Annotated in this window: 20 protein-coding genes and 2 pseudogenes; 12 read left to right on the top strand and 10 right to left on the bottom strand. The window is 58.5% G+C overall.

Going from position 1 to position 16,831, the window contains the following annotated elements; genetic code table 11:
* Positions 1-196: 196 nt before the first annotated feature.
* The 4 genes from AC1DNW_RS25420 to AC1DNW_RS25435 form a co-directional block, all read right to left on the bottom strand.
* Positions 197-514: an ATPase inhibitor subunit zeta gene (locus AC1DNW_RS25420; RefSeq protein ID WP_477854729.1), complete on the bottom strand. Its 318-nt coding sequence runs from the start codon at positions 512-514 to the stop codon at positions 197-199.
* On the bottom strand, positions 511-786 hold the full coding sequence (locus AC1DNW_RS25425) for a hypothetical protein (RefSeq protein WP_477854730.1): 276 nt from the start codon (positions 784-786) through the stop codon (positions 511-513). The genes AC1DNW_RS25420 and AC1DNW_RS25425 overlap by 4 nt, the downstream gene beginning before the upstream one ends.
* 472 nt (positions 787-1,258) lie before the next feature.
* Positions 1,259-1,510 carry an HWE histidine kinase domain-containing protein gene (locus AC1DNW_RS25430; RefSeq protein WP_477854731.1) on the bottom strand — a complete coding sequence of 84 codons (252 nt, stop codon included), beginning with the start codon at positions 1,508-1,510 and terminating at the stop codon, positions 1,259-1,261.
* Between the two features lie 390 nt (positions 1,511-1,900).
* Positions 1,901-2,077: a hypothetical protein gene (locus AC1DNW_RS25435; protein ID WP_477854732.1), complete on the bottom strand. Its 177-nt coding sequence runs from the start codon at positions 2,075-2,077 to the stop codon at positions 1,901-1,903.
* Positions 2,078-2,369: 292 nt separating this feature from the next.
* Here AC1DNW_RS25435 and AC1DNW_RS25440 point away from each other — a divergent pair, with 292 nt between their 5' ends.
* The 6 genes from AC1DNW_RS25440 to AC1DNW_RS25465 all read left to right on the top strand — a co-directional run bounded on the left by AC1DNW_RS25440 (position 2,370) and on the right by AC1DNW_RS25465 (position 5,653).
* A complete protein-coding gene (locus AC1DNW_RS25440; protein WP_477854733.1) occupies positions 2,370-2,687 on the top strand; it encodes a PepSY domain-containing protein in 318 nt (105 codons plus the stop codon).
* Positions 2,688-2,717: 30 nt separating this feature from the next.
* Positions 2,718-3,326, top strand: a complete 609-nt coding sequence (locus AC1DNW_RS25445) for a general stress protein (protein WP_477854734.1) — start codon at positions 2,718-2,720, stop codon at positions 3,324-3,326.
* A gap of 78 nt (positions 3,327-3,404) precedes the next feature.
* Entirely contained in the window at positions 3,405-3,908 is a 504-nt protein-coding gene (locus AC1DNW_RS25450) for a YciE/YciF ferroxidase family protein (RefSeq protein WP_477854735.1), read from the top strand.
* Between the two features lie 83 nt (positions 3,909-3,991).
* Complete coding sequence (locus AC1DNW_RS25455; RefSeq protein ID WP_477854736.1) at positions 3,992-4,345, top strand: hypothetical protein; 354 nt, start codon at positions 3,992-3,994, stop codon at positions 4,343-4,345.
* A gap of 212 nt (positions 4,346-4,557) precedes the next feature.
* Positions 4,558-5,139, top strand: coding sequence for a GAF domain-containing protein (locus AC1DNW_RS25460; protein ID WP_477854737.1), 582 nt, complete (start codon positions 4,558-4,560; stop codon positions 5,137-5,139).
* Positions 5,123-5,653, top strand: coding sequence for a sensor histidine kinase (locus tag AC1DNW_RS25465; RefSeq protein ID WP_477854738.1), 531 nt, complete (start codon positions 5,123-5,125; stop codon positions 5,651-5,653). Before AC1DNW_RS25460 ends, AC1DNW_RS25465 begins: the two co-directional genes overlap by 17 nt.
* Positions 5,654-5,676: 23 nt before the next feature.
* Here the strand turns inward: AC1DNW_RS25465 and AC1DNW_RS25470 are convergent, their stop codons facing one another.
* Complete coding sequence (locus AC1DNW_RS25470; RefSeq protein WP_477854739.1) at positions 5,677-6,090, bottom strand: response regulator; 414 nt, start codon at positions 6,088-6,090, stop codon at positions 5,677-5,679.
* Between the two features lie 262 nt (positions 6,091-6,352).
* Here AC1DNW_RS25470 and AC1DNW_RS25475 point away from each other — a divergent pair.
* A pseudogene (locus AC1DNW_RS25475) lies at positions 6,353-6,835 on the top strand (isocitrate/isopropylmalate family dehydrogenase); the annotation flags it as partial.
* Positions 6,836-6,860: 25 nt separating this feature from the next.
* On the opposite strand, the gene AC1DNW_RS25480 reads toward AC1DNW_RS25475, so the two are convergent.
* From AC1DNW_RS25480 to AC1DNW_RS25500, 5 genes are all read right to left on the bottom strand, one after another.
* Positions 6,861-7,538 (bottom strand): type 1 glutamine amidotransferase domain-containing protein, encoded by a 678-nt coding sequence (locus AC1DNW_RS25480; RefSeq protein WP_477854740.1) that lies wholly within the window; start codon positions 7,536-7,538, stop codon positions 6,861-6,863.
* 215 nt (positions 7,539-7,753) lie between these two features.
* Positions 7,754-8,386, bottom strand: a complete 633-nt coding sequence (locus AC1DNW_RS25485; protein ID WP_477854741.1) for a DsbA family protein — start codon at positions 8,384-8,386, stop codon at positions 7,754-7,756.
* Between the two features lie 70 nt (positions 8,387-8,456).
* Positions 8,457-9,170: an SDR family NAD(P)-dependent oxidoreductase gene (locus AC1DNW_RS25490; RefSeq protein ID WP_477854742.1), complete on the bottom strand. Its 714-nt coding sequence runs from the start codon at positions 9,168-9,170 to the stop codon at positions 8,457-8,459.
* Positions 9,171-9,275: 105 nt separating this feature from the next.
* Positions 9,276-10,241, bottom strand: a complete 966-nt coding sequence (locus AC1DNW_RS25495; RefSeq protein ID WP_477854743.1) for a LysR family transcriptional regulator — start codon at positions 10,239-10,241, stop codon at positions 9,276-9,278.
* 318 nt (positions 10,242-10,559) lie between these two features.
* The gene (locus AC1DNW_RS25500) at positions 10,560-11,117 is read right to left on the bottom strand and encodes a VOC family protein (protein WP_477854744.1); all 558 of its coding nucleotides are present in this window, start codon (positions 11,115-11,117) and stop codon (positions 10,560-10,562) included.
* A gap of 243 nt (positions 11,118-11,360) precedes the next feature.
* On the opposite strand from AC1DNW_RS25500, the pseudogene AC1DNW_RS25505 reads away from it, so the two are divergent.
* The 5 genes and pseudogenes from AC1DNW_RS25505 to AC1DNW_RS25525 form a co-directional block, all read left to right on the top strand.
* Positions 11,361-11,798 (top strand): annotated as a pseudogene (locus AC1DNW_RS25505) (IS5 family transposase); the annotation flags it as partial.
* Between the two features lie 231 nt (positions 11,799-12,029).
* Positions 12,030-13,379, top strand: coding sequence for an NtaA/DmoA family FMN-dependent monooxygenase (locus AC1DNW_RS25510; RefSeq protein WP_477854745.1), 1,350 nt, complete (start codon positions 12,030-12,032; stop codon positions 13,377-13,379).
* Between the two features lie 35 nt (positions 13,380-13,414).
* Positions 13,415-14,383 (top strand): ABC transporter substrate-binding protein, encoded by a 969-nt coding sequence (locus AC1DNW_RS25515; RefSeq protein WP_477854746.1) that lies wholly within the window; start codon positions 13,415-13,417, stop codon positions 14,381-14,383.
* Positions 14,384-14,386: 3 nt separating this feature from the next.
* Entirely contained in the window at positions 14,387-15,235 is an 849-nt protein-coding gene (locus AC1DNW_RS25520) for an ATP-binding cassette domain-containing protein (protein ID WP_477854747.1), read from the top strand.
* Entirely contained in the window at positions 15,232-16,731 is a 1,500-nt protein-coding gene (locus tag AC1DNW_RS25525; RefSeq protein ID WP_477854748.1) for an ABC transporter permease, read from the top strand. Before AC1DNW_RS25520 ends, AC1DNW_RS25525 begins: the two co-directional genes overlap by 4 nt.
* Positions 16,732-16,831 lie beyond the last annotated feature (100 nt).

Raw genomic sequence — 16,831 nt, forward strand, 5'->3', positions numbered from 1 at the left:
GGGCGAAGGGCACAGCCTTTTACGGCAGCGCCCGCTTCAAATGCTGCCGATTACTCAGAATGCGCGCCGATTGGATTTTAAGCAGGGCGTGCCACACCCAGGGACACAAAGTTGCCCGCGCGGAGGAGGAACGCGCACCATTGCAAGCCGCGCAGCTTGAACGCGCGCATGAGCCGGCCTTAAGAACCAAGGCATCTCAAGGGCGAACGGCGATCGCCTCCTCTGCACTCGCCATCAGCTTGTCCATACTGTCTCGAAGCTCGTTCTCGTCCATAACCTTACCTGCAGATCGAGCATCCGCGAGGATTTTTGCCACCACGCCCTCGTCTCCCGCTGCTGTGAAGCGAACGTCGATGATTTCGGCGACGTAGGCTTCGATATCGGTAATGCCGATCATTTCCGACACCCATTTGGCGAGAAGCCGGTCTCGATGAGAGTTCACCGTGAACGCCACCTCGGCGTCCAGGAAGTATTTTTCCTCCAACGCTCTTTTCCGATTTTCCAGTACGTTCATGGTGCGGACTCGCCATGGGAAGGCGCCGCACTCAATAAATGTTCGAGAAGAGTAGGATCTATTTTGACGAATTGCCGCCTCCGGTTATCGGCAGAAATCGACGGCAGATGAATGAATGTTGCGACACGCTGATAGGCCAGTTGTGAAAGCCCTTCGATCAATTCCTCATCCTGTACAATCTTGTAATCACCTGCCGGATTGATTCCATCGATATCCGGCAGTTCAAACGGTTGAGAAAAGTGAACGATGGTATTCGTTGTGCGCGTTGACATGGCGATAATCTCCAAAAACGATCTGACTACTGGCTGACGGAAAGCGGGTTGATCGCTTCATCCGGCCAGTATCACCGGGCGTTGCTATCGGAATTCGGGAGGATGGCGGGTCAAGGGTCTCTGACACCGCGGAAAGCCATAGCGGCCAAACGACGACCGATTATCATTACTCCCGAATTGCGTCGCGTTTAGGTCGGTCAAAGCACCAGGCCATTGCGCCGCACGCTCTACAATTCAGGGAAGCCGCCTCCAGAGTCTATGCAAATCGACGCGGAGATAATTTCACGCTCACCGCTCGCGATGTTCGTTGATCGTAAAATTGCGCATCAGCGACCGGCCGATCAGAGCCTGCAGAGTCCCGCGGTTGGTCTGCCAGCTCACATTAGTTTCAGCATTCCGTGCCGCGACTCGTTCATCGGCCCCTGTTCGCACCATTCGCGTCCAGCACTGAGGTCGCATTGTGTGCAGAAGATCACCACACAAGTACAACAACCTTCGAGCGATCCCCGACATGCGCGGCGAGCTCGGCGTTGAGAAGTTCGTCGAAAGATACCCTCTCAGTCTCTACCAACCGCGACAGCAGCCCCTGGACACGAGCGGTGGCCGCGAGCCGATTGCCGAAGGACTCCGCGAACTCGTCGAGTGAAGAGCTGGCATCCCGGGTCTTGGCGGAGACCGAGCGAATAACGGCGATGAGGTTTCGTCCGGTGCTGCAACTCGGCAAGCATCACGTCCTGGCGGCTCCGCAACTCCTTAAACTCTTGCACGTCGGTGCAGGTCCCGAGCCACTCCATCTCGTCGCCGTTTCGGGGTAGAGAGCGGCTATGATGCCGGACGTACTCGCCGTCCGAAGCTCGACGAATCCTGTACTCGCATTGGAGGCCGCCGTTCGCCGCGGCGACCTCCAATGCCGTCTATTACCGAGTCCCGGTCGTCGGACAAGCGCCCGCCATCCTATTCCCACGCTGTCTTCGACGGGCTGACCCGTGAACATTTCCCACAGGGGACTAAACCACAGCCTCTCGCCGATCGATTTGTGAGAAAGCCTAACCTGCCCGCTCCCGTCATCGTTCTTGCGGAGGCTTCTCAGCTCCATATCCGCACCTTGCCGTGACTATTGTGAGGATAAGGCCTCACGTTCGGCGCTCAACTTGCGATGAAGCGCATTGAGTTCGGCGTGCTTCGTTTCCTTAATATTGGGCGATGCCATCTCAGCATCGAGCTTCTTGAGCTGCTCACCGATTTCCGCTGATCGCTCTTTGCTACCGTTGACCTGTTTGAATTCGATCATGTCAATCTCCTCAATGAATATGCACAAGCTGCCCTTCCGGCAGCATTAGCAAGAGCTTTATTTTGTTTCTCGCTTTACAGGCGAAACGCTCCGCATCACGCGCTAACGGTTGAGAGAGAACACCGACGTTCATCGCGCGATATCTGCTCGTTGACAGCAAACGCCGTGAAAGGCGGGGACTGGCCCTCACCTGACGCGAGAGATACCCAGGTCCACCAAGGAACTTAAACCGGTTGAACCGGTTGTCTGGTCACGGCCGTGTGAACCCGGTCTGAGAAAGAGAAGAACCTCAATGAAGAATATAATCCTGGCCGCGGCGCTCCTTGGAGCGTCGGCACTGGCGGCTGCCGCACAGACGGCCCCCGCCCCCTCCAGCGATGCCGGGACGCCGGCGGTCGCGACGCCAGAGACGAAGAACCCGGCTGCACCCGTCGCAGGCGCGAACAGCTTCACCGAGGCTCAGGCCAAGGACCGCATCGAGGAGGCCGGCTTTACCGAAGTCAAGGACCTCAAGAAGGATGACAGCGGCATCTGGATGGCGGCCGGCATGAAGGACGGCAAGGCCGTCATGGTCGCCCTCGACTATCAGGGCAACGTCGTCGCGAAGTAACGCCCCTCCTCAAATCCGAAGGATACTTTCATGAAAACCATTACTGGACTTTTCGACGACTACACCGATGCAAGCTCCGCCGTCAGCGCGCTTGAGGCAACCGGCGTTCCATCGAATGACATCAGCATCGTTTCCAACAACTCGGACGAGCGCCATTCCGACAAGCAGTCGGGAGCTGCGACCGGAGCAGAATCCGGCGCGGGCCTCGGGGCCGTTGTCGGCGGCGCGGGCGGTCTTTTGACGGGTCTCGGTATCATGGCGATTCCAGGCGTCGGTCCCGTGGTTGCTGCCGGCTGGCTTGCGGCGACCGCAGTTGGCGCCGTTACAGGTGCGGTAGCGGGCGGGGCGGCCGGCGGATTGATCGGGGCGTTAACGGGCTCTGGTGTCTCGGAAGACGACGCCAATTTTTACGCGGAAGGCGTCCGTCGCGGCGGCACCCTGGTCACTGCCAAGGTAGACGATGCTCTCGCGCCCGAAGCCGAAGCAATCCTGAAGCGTTCGAACTGGGTCGATCCTACAGAACGCAAGGCCGTTTACAACGAGCAGGGCTGGACACGTTTCGACGACACACTCGACCCGTACGGGCCAGAGGAGATCGAACAGGAACGTGACCGCTACCGTCGCCCTCCGGCGGCCTGATCACAATACACGGCAGCCGTGAACGTGAGCGGAAATCCGATCCCATACATAAATTATTCCAAAACAAAGGAGCCAATCATGGCCAAGCAAATTAAAACACTCGACGTCCTGTTCCACGATACCTTGAAGGATGTCTATTTCGCCGAGCACAAGATCGTTGCGACGCTCCCGAAGATGCATGAAGCGGCCACGAGCAAGCAGCTCAAGGACGCCTTCATGAAGCATCTCGCCGAGACCAAGGTGCACGTCACCCGTCTCGAAGATGTCTTCAAGATCATCGGCAAGAAACCCGAGCAGAAGACCTGCGACGCTATGATGGGCATCGTCAAGGAAGGTGCTGAGATCATGGAAGAGTATGCCGGCGCACCAGCCCTTGACGCCGGCCTTCTTGCCGCAGCCCAGGCGGTCGAACACTACGAGATGTCGCGCTATGGCACCCTGCGCACATGGGCGCTGGAGTTGGGCATGAAGGATGCCGCCAAGCTCCTTCAGACGACGCTCGACGAGGAGCAGGCAACCGACATCGCCCTGACGTCCATTGCGACGAAGGTCGTCAATCAGAATGCCGAGAAGGCTGCCTGACACTGACGCAGCCCTCCGGTCACCGCTTACCGCCGCGGTGACCGGCCAACGCAATTCGGACAGCCAAAAGAAGGAACGCTTCAATGACCGAATTTCAGGATATCAGCATCGTCGAGTTGAACGAGGGCGCATCCGGGGCCTCCGTAGGGCCGCTCACGACAATGGTCCTGCAGCTTTCGGACGTTACGCCCGAGGCCTGGTCAAACGCCTTCAACGAGAGATGGAAAGGCCGCGCACCCGTGATGAGACGGGCCGCAACGGCTTCCGGGAACACGATCACCTCGGCCTGCATGCCCTATGAGCTGCAGAGCCAGATCACGGAACTCAACAAGATTATCGCCGAGACCAATTCTTCCTATCGAGATGGTGTCGAGCAGGCGGCAGCCCGGCAGGATGCCGATCTCAAGCATTTGAAGGCTACCCTGAAATACGACTAAGGACAGAGGCGCTCGACGGAGACATTTCTCGTTTGTCGTCCTCACCTCAGCGTCATGCCGCCCCATGTCTTATTGAAATGACTTCCCCGCTTCGAAGCTGTAAGATCACAGGTACAGAAGAAGCGATACCATCGATGACATCCAGGCGATCGGCCGGATGTCCGAGGTTCCCACAATCCTCGAAGTGATCTGCAAGACGGCCGGCATGGGGTTTGCCGCTGTCGCTCGAGTCACTGACGCCGCTGGGTTGCTGCGCCGTTCTCGACAACGTCGATTTCGGGCTAAGGGCGGGCGGAGAACTCAAAGTCGGGTCGACGATTTGCCACGAGATCCGGCAAAACCACGATCTTGTTGTCATCTACGATGTCGATGACAACCTCCAGTACCGCGACCATCACACACCTGCGATCTATGGCTTGAGAAGCTATATCTCCGTCTCGATCACGCGTCGCGACGGCAGCTTTTTCGGAACGCTCTGTGCCATCGACCCAACACCTCACAAGGTCGACAATCCCGAGACGATAGGCATGTTCCAGCTCTTCTCCAAGCTGATTGCCAAGAATCTGGATGGCAATGCCGATCTCGTTCAGGCGCAGATCGACCTTGCCGAGGAGCGCGAGCTCGCGGTCGTTCGAGAGCAGTTCGTCGCGGTGCTTGGTCATGATTTGCGAAATCCAATCGCTTCCATATTGGCGGGCATGAGACGCTTAAATCGCGCGGAGTGTATGGACGCGGACAATCGTGACGTTCTTGGTCTCATGCAGTCGAGCCGTCCGCATGCGCGATCTCGTTGACAACGTTCTCGATTTCGAAAATGCGCGCCTCGGCGACGGATTGAAGTTGGACGTTTTGGCAGAATCCTTCCTGCGCCCGGTTCTGGAAAATGTCGTTGAAGAGATCCGGTTGGTGCATCCAAATCTGGCTATCGTCTCCAATTTCGAATTCGATCGCGACGTCCGTTGCGACCATCCCCGCATTTCTCAGCTTCTTTCGAACCTAATCGGCAATACCGTGACACATGGCGACCGCACAAAGCCGATCGAAATCGGGGCAACGACGACTGGAGGCCACCTGGAACTCTGGTTGCCAACAGTGGCGAGCCGATATCAGAAAAGGTCAAGCCGGCCGTGTTTCGGTCCTTCTTCGGAGGCGAAGTCAGAAGCAGCCAGCAGGGTCTGGGTCTTGGGGCTCTATATAGAGAGCGAGATCGCCAGAGTGCACGGCGGAAAACTCTCTGTGCAACCGGACGAATCCGATACCCGGTTCACGTTGACGATGCCCCTAGTCCAGCCGGCGCGGATGCCATGAACGGCGGGCGCCCGTGCCGCATATCAGCTGATATCTCGGGGCTTGCTTGGTCCGTTCGGAAAGTGAGCTTTCAATGCTTCAAGAACGGTTTCAGCAGAAAATGGCTTCTGAATAAAACTCGCGTTGCCCGGGAGGTCCCCCTCTTTCGGCATTCTCGCTCCGGATGTGACGACCACCTCTATGTTCGGCCACCGCTCGGCGACCTTCTTGGCCAGCATGAAACCGTCAAGGTCCCCACCTGTCTGCACATCCGTAAAGAGTAGCTCCAACGAGCTGTATTTTTCGAGGAACGCGAAAGCTTCGTCGGCCGTGGCCGCCTCTACGACGTGATACCCGGCATCTGACATGAGGTCGGCGGTATCCATGCGTATCGACGGTTCGTCATCCACGACGAGTGCAATGGGTTCCGGGACCATGTCGAGTTGCTCACTATCCATGTTCGGTAACACCATCCGTGAAGGCTTGTTCCAAGCTTTTGATATGATTCCGAAAATACCCGCGAGAGCGGTGAGAATTTGGAAAATAGGGCCACGCAGTGAGCCGCTTTCTGTCGGTGAAAGGGGCCAAACCCCGTTCAAAGGACCAGGTTTATCGCGACCCATGGGTGGTAGGACGGATCGACCCTTAGGCGTCACAACGAAGATGCCGTCATCCCCTCGCTCCTGGCCGAAACGCCCGGCTATTTTCGATTTCCGCGCCGCCGGCGACTTTCCTGATATACGCCGCGACAGATACCATATCGACATTCTGACCGCACATTTCGTGCTAAACCCGGATCGTTTCGACGTGGTCGTCGCCTCCAACCTCTTCGGCGACATCCTCTCCGACCTTGGCCCCGCCTGCACCGGCACAATCGGCATCGCGCCATCCGGCAATATCAACCCGGAACGACGCTTCCCTTCGCTGTTTGAGCCCGTGCACGGGTCAGCCCCGGACATCGCGGGCCAGGGTATCGCCAATCCGATCGGCCAGATATGGGCCGGCGCCATGATGTTGGAGCATCTCGGCCGTCCCGAAGCAGCGGCAGCGGTCGTGAAGGCAATCGAAAGAGTGCTAGCGGATGAGTTATTGCGAACTCGTGACCTTGGGGGTGGCGCCGATACTATAACTTGTGGGACGCGGTGGCAGACGCGCATTGATTTCGGACCGCGCGCCCGGCAGGGAGGGCCCTACTCGGGTTGATCATGCTCGGGGGTCGGCGGTCGAACTAAGCTTTGAGCAACCTGACAAGGGACTGCGCACCGGCGGTGGACGACGCCGGATTTTGTCCAGTGATCAGCCTGCCATCGGTAATCGCGAAGCTCTCCCAGTTCGGCTTCTTTTCGTATAAGCCACCCAAACGCTTGAGTTCGTCCTCGACGAGGAATGGGACAACCTTTGTGAGTTTCACTTCTTCCTCCTCGCTATTTGCGAAACCAGTCACACGCTTGCCCTCTACGATCGGCACGCCCTGGTAAGTAGCGCGGTGCAAGACGGCCGGCGCATGGCAAACCGCGGCTACAGGTTTTCCGGAACTGTAGAAMGATTCAATAAGTTTGATTGACTCCGGATTATCGACGAGATCCCACATAGGACCGTGGCCGCCAGGGTAGAAGACCGCGTCGAAATCTTCGGAGCGGGCGTCGCTTAGCCTTCCGGTCGTCGCAAACACCTGCTGCGCTGCTTGATCAGCCTTGAATCGCGTCATCGCTGGTGTTTGGTTCTCGGGAAGGTCGCTTTTTGGGTCGACTGGGGGCTGACCTCCCTTCGGAGAAATCAGTGTCAGTTCCACCCCGGCGTCGTGAAAGACGTAATACGGCGCGGCGCCCTCTTCGAGCCAGAACCCGGTCTTGCGTCCCGTACTGCCAAGTGTGTCGTGCGAGGTGAACACCATCAGGATCTTCATCTTTCGCTCCTCTCTTCGGTTAAGCAGCGAGTGCTGCCGCCGAGATTGTGAGCCACGACTTCGAGATGCGCATTTGCACATTGGTATCGGGGAGACCTTGGTATTGGTTTCGAAGTCCTCTGGCCGAGGCGTGATCAGGCGCCGTGCCTTCGCAAGTTACCTGCACGGCGCCAACGGGCATTGCGTAATCCCCGGAGCAGTATCTGGATCGACTGCTAGGCGGCCATTGCCGCAAGGTGCTTCTCAAGTTCGTCGACATGCGCATAACCCGCGCCGACCCGACGAAGAGATCCGCCCTTCTTAATAAACAGCGTTGGGAAGCTCGAAACGCCCAGGGCACGAGACKTCGCGAAGTCCGTCGCTGCTTCCTCGATGGTGCTCCGTTTCTTGAAGGTATCGAAGAACTCCTCGGTAGTGACAGGATGACCAAGTTCCTCAAGTGCGCGGGATCCGACTTCCGCCAACACGAACCCGTTGGTGGTGTCTAGGGCATCGACATAGAACGCGTGCTGGAATGCCCGGAAGACCTTCAGAAGGTCGGCCTGGGGGCGGAGGATACGGGCGGTAACGACCGCGCGACATACGGGCTCGGTGTCGTAGACGAATCCAGTCCTTGCGAGCAGACCGTCGCGGTTGAACTCAACGCCGCTAGCTTCCTCGACCTTTGCCCAATGATGCAGTCTAAACTGCTTTCCCGCGTCGTCGAGAACGTCCGTCGCTCCCGCGCGCAGTCCACCTAGAACAATTTTCAATGAGGCGTCAGGACGCCGTTGGAGTAGAAGCTCCATCTGCTTGCTGAATCCATAACACCATGAGCACATCGGATCGGCGGCGAGTATGAGTTCCATTGCTTTTCCTTTCACTTGCTATTCGGTGCATGGCACATTTTGCACCATGCACCTGCTCCCTCGCTGACGCCTACCAACGACCGGCGTTTTGGCCACCGTCGACGTGGAGAATCTCTCCGGTGACGAAGCTTGCCCCTTCGAGGTAAATGACCGCGTCAACGATGTCGCGGATCTCGCCCATGTGGCCTACGGGGTGGAGGGCGGACAGGAACTCATGGGTCTCAGGAGCGTGCATTGGCGTTTTGATGATGCCTGGAGATACGGCGTTCACACGAACTCCCGTTTTGGCAAATTCGATCGCCAATTCCMTCGTCACGGCGTTCAGTCCGCCCTTAGTGAGTGAGGCAAGTGCGGCGGGAACGCCGGCCATCGGCTGATTGACGATACTCGTCGTGATACTGACGATGTGGCCGGAGCCCTGCTTGAGCATTTCCCGGGCCGCGTGCTGGGTGATGTGGAAGAAGCCCGAAACATTCACGCCGAAGTTCAAATCATAGTCGTCTTGTGTGAAATCCACGAATGGCTTCGCGGTAAACACGCCGGCGTTGTTCACTAGTGTATCGACGCGGCCGAAACGTTCGAGCGCTTGACGAATAACTCGGTCTGCGGTCTCGGAGTTGGAGATGTCGCCTGCGACGGCGTGGATTCCGTCGTCCGAACCCTGTTTTATCGAACGAGAAGTAGCGACGACGCGATAGTTCCGCTCGCGATATGCGCGGACAAGACCTTCGCCAATACCCTGCGAGGCGCCGGTGATGATGGCGACCTTTTGCTGATTGCTCATGATGTGCATCCTTTTCCATTGCAGCGGTCCTCACCAGGGCCGCCCGCCGCCCTTGGCGTCGGTGCTATTGATTTAGATGCACACATTGTCCGCGAGAATTGCTGCCTACCGGGAGACACTCAACCGTTTTTCGGCAGAATTCTCTAACAAGCCAGCTTCGGACGCGATCCGACTCAACTCCGCCCTCAGTCGTGGAGCCGCGTAATCGATGAAGGAGCGCACCTTCGCAACGGCGGTCCGACCCTGCGGTGCCAAGAGATGCACGGGAAGAGCCGGCGGCTCGGCCTCCGGAAGGACGATCTTCAGGCGCCCATTTCGAATGAACTCCGCAACGTGATAGGAGTAAAGCCTTGTAAGGCCGATGCCGGCGGCAGCAGAGGCGGACGCCGCGCGTACGCTATTGACCTCGTAGCGAGGGGTGAAGTGCACGGTTCGCGGCACCGATGATCCCTTTGCCGGGCCGAAACTCCAAGATTCTAGTCCGAAGTTCGTAAACGCTACGATCTGGTGCTTCGCGAGATCGGAGGGCTCGTCGATCGGCGAATTCTCAGCGAGGTATCGGGGCGAAGCAACGACCACGCGCCTGACCTCTCCACCGATCCGAGTGGAGATATGCGACGAGTCCGGGAGATTTCCGATCCGCAGGGCGATGTCGACGCCCTCATCGACGAGGTCCACGAAGCGATCGAGCATTAAGAACCTTGCAGAGACGCTCGGATGGGCGCGAAGAAATTCATCGAGGATCGGTCGGAGAATTTCTTCACCAAGGATAGGCGGGGCGGAGATCGTAAGAACGCCCATAGGCGCGGCCCGCTCCGCACCCGCGATGATGTCGGCCTCTTCGAGATCGGTGAGGATGCGGCGGCACGCGGCCGCATACCGCTGGCCCGCGTCGCTGAGCTTGAGCCTTCTTGTCGTCCGGTGAAGAAGTTCGACGCCGACGTGCGCTTCCAAGGAGTTCAGGGCGCGGCTGATTGCCGTAGGCGACCGCTTTAGCTTTCGGGCTGCGCGAGCCAGGCTACCCTCGTCCACGGCGGTGATGAACACCTTCATTGCGTCGATGCGATCCATTTCGTGCTCCGCGAATTTAAAGCATCAATTTATCGCGGGATCCGGACCATCAGTAAATGGCCGGCAGCCGCTCCAAGAGGAGAAACGGATGGGGGCCTCGCAAACCGAAATCCTCGCCAGCAAATTGCCCAATGAGCTGTGCGCCTTCTCCCCACGTCAACTGTTTTTCTGCAGCCGACGGTGGAGAGATCGTCCATCAATTCCTGGCCACCGATGCCCAGTTCGATGATCTCGATCGATGCGCAATGGCTACCCATTGCTGGAGCGAGAGAGTGTTGCGGCACCCTCTTTTTATAACGGCCTTTCGGAAGCCGAAGCTCACTTTACAGAGACGCCCCAAACAGCTTCGTAAAGCTGGCCTGTGAAAGTCTTGTCTCCAGGTTGGCCAGGCAGGCGTGCCGTAATCTCCTGCAACGTCCAAACGTTTCCATCCGGATCTTCGAAGCGGACGTAGGACGCGTAACTCTTTCGATCAGGGTTCGGTCCCTGCATAATGCCCTTGCCGTTGGAATGGTGAAAGATGCCACCGGCGTCGTGAAATGGCTCGCTGACCGCGATCCCGCGGCGGACCAAGTCGGCGCGCGCTACCATTATATCGGAGACGACAAGATGCATTCCTTTCACCGATCCAGGCGCCGCAGTTGTTATGTTTTGTCCGAACATAATGGCGCAGCCTGATCCTGGTGGACTGAACTGGACGATGCGGTAGTCGTCGCCCGTAGAATGGTCGATGTCGAGGTGCCATCCCAGGTTCGTGTAGAACAGCTTCGATTTCTCGGCGTCGGACACCGGAATGACGATTAGTTCAAGGTTCATCGCGACGGGCTTGGCATCGGACGTTTCAGCGATCCTGGTTTTCGTATCAGTAGCGGTCATATCCGGTTCCTTGTTTGCAACCACCGCGGCAGCTTCGCGATAGGAAGGACGTTACCTTAGGTGAATGCAGGCCCTCCATTGAACCAAGGTATTGTCGATACCTTAGTATCCGACCTGATCGGTTTGGAAGCCGCTGCGGACGAAAGGTCGATTAGGCGGCCGAGACAGCGAAGCCATAACCTGGCTTGCCTTGATCGTTCGACTATAAGCCCGAAATAAGCTCRAGGTCTCGTGAGGACGGCTCGTGTGGTCAGTGGCATCGTCTATGTGATCCGCAATGGTCTGCAGTGGAAGAATGCACCTTCGCAGTATGGGCCACATGAGACGCTCTACAACCGCTTCATTCGCTGGAGCCGGCTCGGTGTGTGCGACAGGGTTTTCGCTGCCTTGGCCGGCGAAGGCCCCCTGCCTGAGCACATCATGATCGACGCGACACATCTGAAGGCCCACCGCACCGCCGCAAGCCTTCTATGTTCCCCGTCGTATCGGGCGAACCAAGGGCGGGCTGAACTCGACGCTCGATGCCGTCTGCGATGATCACGGCCGGCCGATCATCATGCTGCTATCTGAAGGCCGATGAGCGACCACAAGGGCGCTCGGATCGTGCTCAACGCGTTGCCCAAAGCTGATTGCCTCATCGCCGATAAGGGCTACGACAGCACCTGGTTCCGCCAAGAACTCCTCGCCAGAGCATCTCTTTCCGATCTAGCGAAAAAGGCGTACGGCGGAATGCATCTGGACGGCAAGACATTGACGACCACGACAAAGCAGAGAAGCCGCGACCAATCCTGAGTTAGGGAAACGACGGCCAAAACTTTCTCCACTTTTTCCATAAATTGAATAGGCATTCCTATTCGGTGGGCGCGTCTTCGGTATTTTGAGGGAATATTCCTCATTCGAAAAAGCATTCCGATGCCTTTAAGCAAGATTGTCCTCGCCACAATGCTCTACCCCAGCGGCCACCATGTCGCTGCCTGGCGTCACCCATCGACGCAGGTCGATGCGAATATCGACGTCAATCATTACATCGCCGCTGCAAGATCGGCAGAGGCCGCCGGTTTCGACATCGCCTTCATATCGGATCGCCTAGGCGTTCCGAAGGCGCGCCCGGAAGCGCTGCGGCGTGTCGATGAATGGTCTCATCAGTTCGAGGCGCTGACGCTTGCGGCGGCAGTGGCGACGGCCACACAGACGATCGGTGTGGTAGCTACGGCATCGACGACGTTCAACGAGCCTTACAATCTCGCCCGCCAACTCGCGTCGCTCGACCTCATCAGCAACGGTCGCATCGGCTGGAACATCGTCACATCCTCGCTCGAACAGGAAAGCGACAACTTCAACCCAGGACCGAACTTCGATCATAGCGCACGTTACGAACGTGCCGACGAATTCGTTGAGGCAGTGATTTCTCTCTGGAGAAGCTGGAACCCGGAACGGTTTGTCCGCGACAAGAAGAGTGGTGTTTTCTTTCAGGATGATGCCGTCGGGCCTGCAGGACATCAGGGACGTTACTTCCGCAGCAAGGGTCCGTTGAACGTCCTGCCATCGCGCCAGGGGCGACCTCTGCTCGTGCAGGCGGGCTCCTCCGATGCCGGGAAGGCGCTCGCCGCGAAAACCGCAGACGTCGTCTTCACCGCGCAGACCGATATCATCTCCGCGCGAGGTTTCCGCGACGACATCAGGAAACGGCGCGAACTGGCCGGCAGCGATCCCGACGACGTTCTCATCCTGCCGGGCATCTTTCCGGTCATCGGCAAGACCAAGTCCGAAGCGGAAGACAAGTACGCCGAACTCCAGGATCTCATCCAACCGGACGTCGCCCTGTCGCTTCTCGAGACCTACCTCGGTGATGTCGATCTTTCTGATGTCGATATTGACGCCCCCCTGCCCGACCTGCCCGTCTCGAACTCCATCCGCAGCCGCCAGGCACTGCTTACCGAACTCGCCAGGAAGGAAGGACTGTCAGTCGGCGCACTCGCCCGACGGATTGCCGGCGCGCGTGGCCATGTCGAGGTCATTGGTACGGCAGAAGACGTTGCCGGGCACATCGAGGACTGGCATGCCGGCGGCGCCGCAGACGGCTTCATGCTGATGCCGCCAACATTTCCGCAGGGGCAGGACGATTTCATCTCCGGCGTCGTCCCCCTGCTCAGAAAGCGCGGCCTTCTCAACGCTGGCCCGCATACGGGATCGCTGCGCCAGAGGCTCGGGCTACCGGATATCCAGAAAGAACAAGCTCAGCCGGCGCGCAAGCTCGGCTGAACTCCGATCACTTCAAACCCATGTGGACACCCCTTATGACCCTGATCGCCAAGCCTATAACCGCAGTCTCCTTCGCAGCCGCAATACTTACGCCTGCGCTCGCGCTCGCCAATCCGATTACCGTCGCTGATCCCGGTTATGCTACCGCGCAAGGAACGGCCTATGTGGTGAAAGCCCTTCTCGAAGAGCAACTCGGGAAGGAAGTTCAGGCCGTCAAGGCTGCGTCGGTCCCGGTTATCTGGGAAGCCCTGAACCGCAATAGCGGCGAGATTGATATCTGGACCGATGTGTGGCTTCCGAACCAGAGGGCGCTTGTCAATCAATATGCAAGCGAAGACGGCAAGGTGAAGCTCGCCGCCAACTCTTACGCCGGCACGCAAGGCTACTGCACGACCAAGGCGGCCGCTGAGAAGTATAACGTTCACTCTGTCTTCGATCTCTCCGATCCCGCCAAGGCGGCGGCGTTTTCCGCTGACGGCAAGGGCAAAGGCAAGATCTGGATCGGCGCTGCCGGATGGTTGTCGACCAATATCGAAACCGTTCGTGCGCGTGATTACGGTTTCGCCGATTTCTTCGACTTGCAGACGACCGACGAAGCGGTCGCGACGGCAGATCTCGATGCGGCTGTAAAAGGCGGCACCGGCTGGATCGGCTATTGCTATGGGCCGCACCAGAACTTCGCACGTTATGAGCTGGAAGTGCTTGAAGAACCGGCACACGACGAAGCAAACTGGACGTTCGTAGAGCCGTCCGATCCGAACTGGCTGGAAAAGTCTTCGATCAAGTCGGCCTACAAGGACGCTGAGATCCACATCGCCTATTCCAACTCGCTGGCAGAAAGCGCTCCGGACGTCGCGGCCGTACTCGAAAAAGTGACCTTCAGCACCGAGGCCGTCAGCAAGSTCRCATACGCGATCGCGGTTGAAGGAAAGACGCCCGATGCAGCGGCAAAGGAATGGCTTGCCGCCAATCCCGATCTCGTCGCCGGTTGGATCGGGAACTGATCCATGATTGTGCTTGAGGATGTGTGGAAGGTTTTCGGGAGGGACGAAGGCTCGGTTCTGGCCGAAGCGCGTCGTCCATCCCCGGACGAGACCGTCCTCAAGCGCCATAAGGGCACCATCGCCGTCGGCGGCGCCAGTCTTCTGGTCGAGAAAGGTGAACTCGTCTGCCTGATGGGGCTTTCAGGCAGTGGCAAGTCGACGTTGCTGCGCCTTATCAACCGGCTCGTCGAACCGAGCGCCGGAACGGTGCGTGTCGATGGCACGGATGTTTGCTCGCTGGGGCACAAGGCTCTTCGGGAACTGCGCTCACGCAGGATCGGCATGGTTTTTCAGTCCCACGCTCTTGTTGCCCACCTGTCGATCCGCGACAATGTCGGCCTGCCCCTCGAAATCCAAGGTGTAGCCCGTACCAGACGAGAGGATCGAGCCGACGAACTCCTGATCCGCGTCGGTCTGGAAGGTCTGGGAGATGGACGCGTAAGCGCACTTTCCGGAGGGATGCAACAGCGTGTTGGCCTTGCGCGGGCATTGGCGGCGGATCCGGATATCCTCCTCATGGACGAGCCGTTCAGCGCGCTCGACCCGCTTATCCGACACGACCTACAGACCCAGTTCATGAGCCTCTCACGCGAACTCGGAAAGACAACGGTCTTCGTCACGCACGACGTCGATGAGGCGTTCCGGATCGCTGACCGCGTCGTGCTGATGCGGGCGGGCCGCATAGTGCAGTCGGGAACTCCAAACGACCTGATGAGGACCCCGGCCGACGACTACGTCCGGCGTTTCGTTCGCAATGCGCGGCTGTCGTCGTCCGACGATCTGTCTTCCCACAGAGACCGGGCAAGCGCATGAGCAATCACGTGGCACGAGATGAGGCTATCGGCCGGTTCGTCGTCGCGAATAAAGCCTATTACGTCGATGCGTTTCAACGCATTGGCGAGCGGCGCGGCTACGTTCCCTCACTCAACATCGCTTCGCTTGTCCTCGGCCCGATCTGGCTCGCCGGGCGCCATCTATGGTCGGCCTTCTGGCCTTTTCTGATTGCTGAACTGCTTGCGATCGTCCTGATCGCCTTCGGGCTGGCCGGCGGTGCGAGCCTTGATCAAGGMGCGCGCGCCGATCGCCTCGAAGCTCTCCTCGTCACGCGCCTCGCCGAAATGAAGACAGCAAACGAAAAAGATCCCACATCCTCCATCGCAAAATCGTTAACAAGTTCGGCCAGCGCCCTAGACCAGGCCGCGAAGGATGCGCGCAGGCATGCAGATGACGCAAAGTCGGGCGCCTTTCTCATCGTTCTGACCGGCATGGGCCTTCTTGTATTTTCGCGCATCCTGCTGGGAGGATTGGCCAACCATCTCGCAGAACGCCGGTTCCGCCAGTGGCGCCTCGAACATGGTGAAGCAAAAGGCGGATTTAGTCTCTTGCACGCATTTGGCGCCACGGTGCTGCTAGCCGTCCTCGTTCCAATCATATTTCTGCATTTCCACGAGCGCACATTGTTCAGCGCCTTTCCGAGCGACCCGTCGTGGAATTCCGGCGTCGCAGCCTGGCTCGACACGGCCGTTGCCTCCTTCAGCAATTCGATTGCTCCCGTCGCATCAGCGTTCACGGCGTGCATCGAAACGATGCTAGGACTCATGGAGGCGATCCTCACCAAGACGCCGTGGCCGGTCGTCATGAGCCTGATCCTCGCAATCGCCTGGCAACTTGCCGGATTTCGGATCTTTCTCCTGACCCTGGTGGCGGTGAGCTATCTGGCGATCCTTGGATATTGGGAGAAGAGTATGCAGACGGTTGCGCTCCTCGGCGCCGCCGCACTGCTCTCGATCGTGGTCGGCATCCCCCTTGGAGTTCTGTGCGGCTACAACAAGAAAGTGGCTGCGGTGCTGCGCCCGCTGCTCGACCTCATGCAGACCATGCCGGCATTCGTCTATCTGATACCGGTCATCGCCCTGTTCGGGATCGGTAAACCGTCGGGCATCATCGCCACGATTATCTTCGGCATACCGCCGGTAGTCCGATTGACCGCGCTCGGCATCGCCTCGGTGCCTGGATCGGTCCGGGAGGCCGCCATCGCTTTCGGTGCGTCCCGTTCATTCGTTCTCTTCAAGATCGACCTGCCGACGGCTGCACCCTCAATAATGGCGGGCGTCAGCCAGACCATCCTGATGTGCCTGTCCATGGTAGTGATTGCGGCTCTTATCGGTGCCAAGGGCCTTGGAGAAGATGTCTTGCATGCCCTGCAATATGCTGCCCAGGGACAAGGTCTGCTGGCCGGCGTCGCGATCCTGCTCTGCGCGATCGTGCTGGACCGCGTGGTGCAAGGCCGTCGGACCCCTCGTGACTGACAATCAGACGGCCAGCGGTTTCGACGAATTCGTCGAAAAGATCGTTCCCCATCTTCAGGAATGTGGCACGACTTCCATTCGAGGAACGCACCCGGCCTCA

It is taken from the genome of Rhizobium sp. 05L429, from assembly GCF_056397645.1.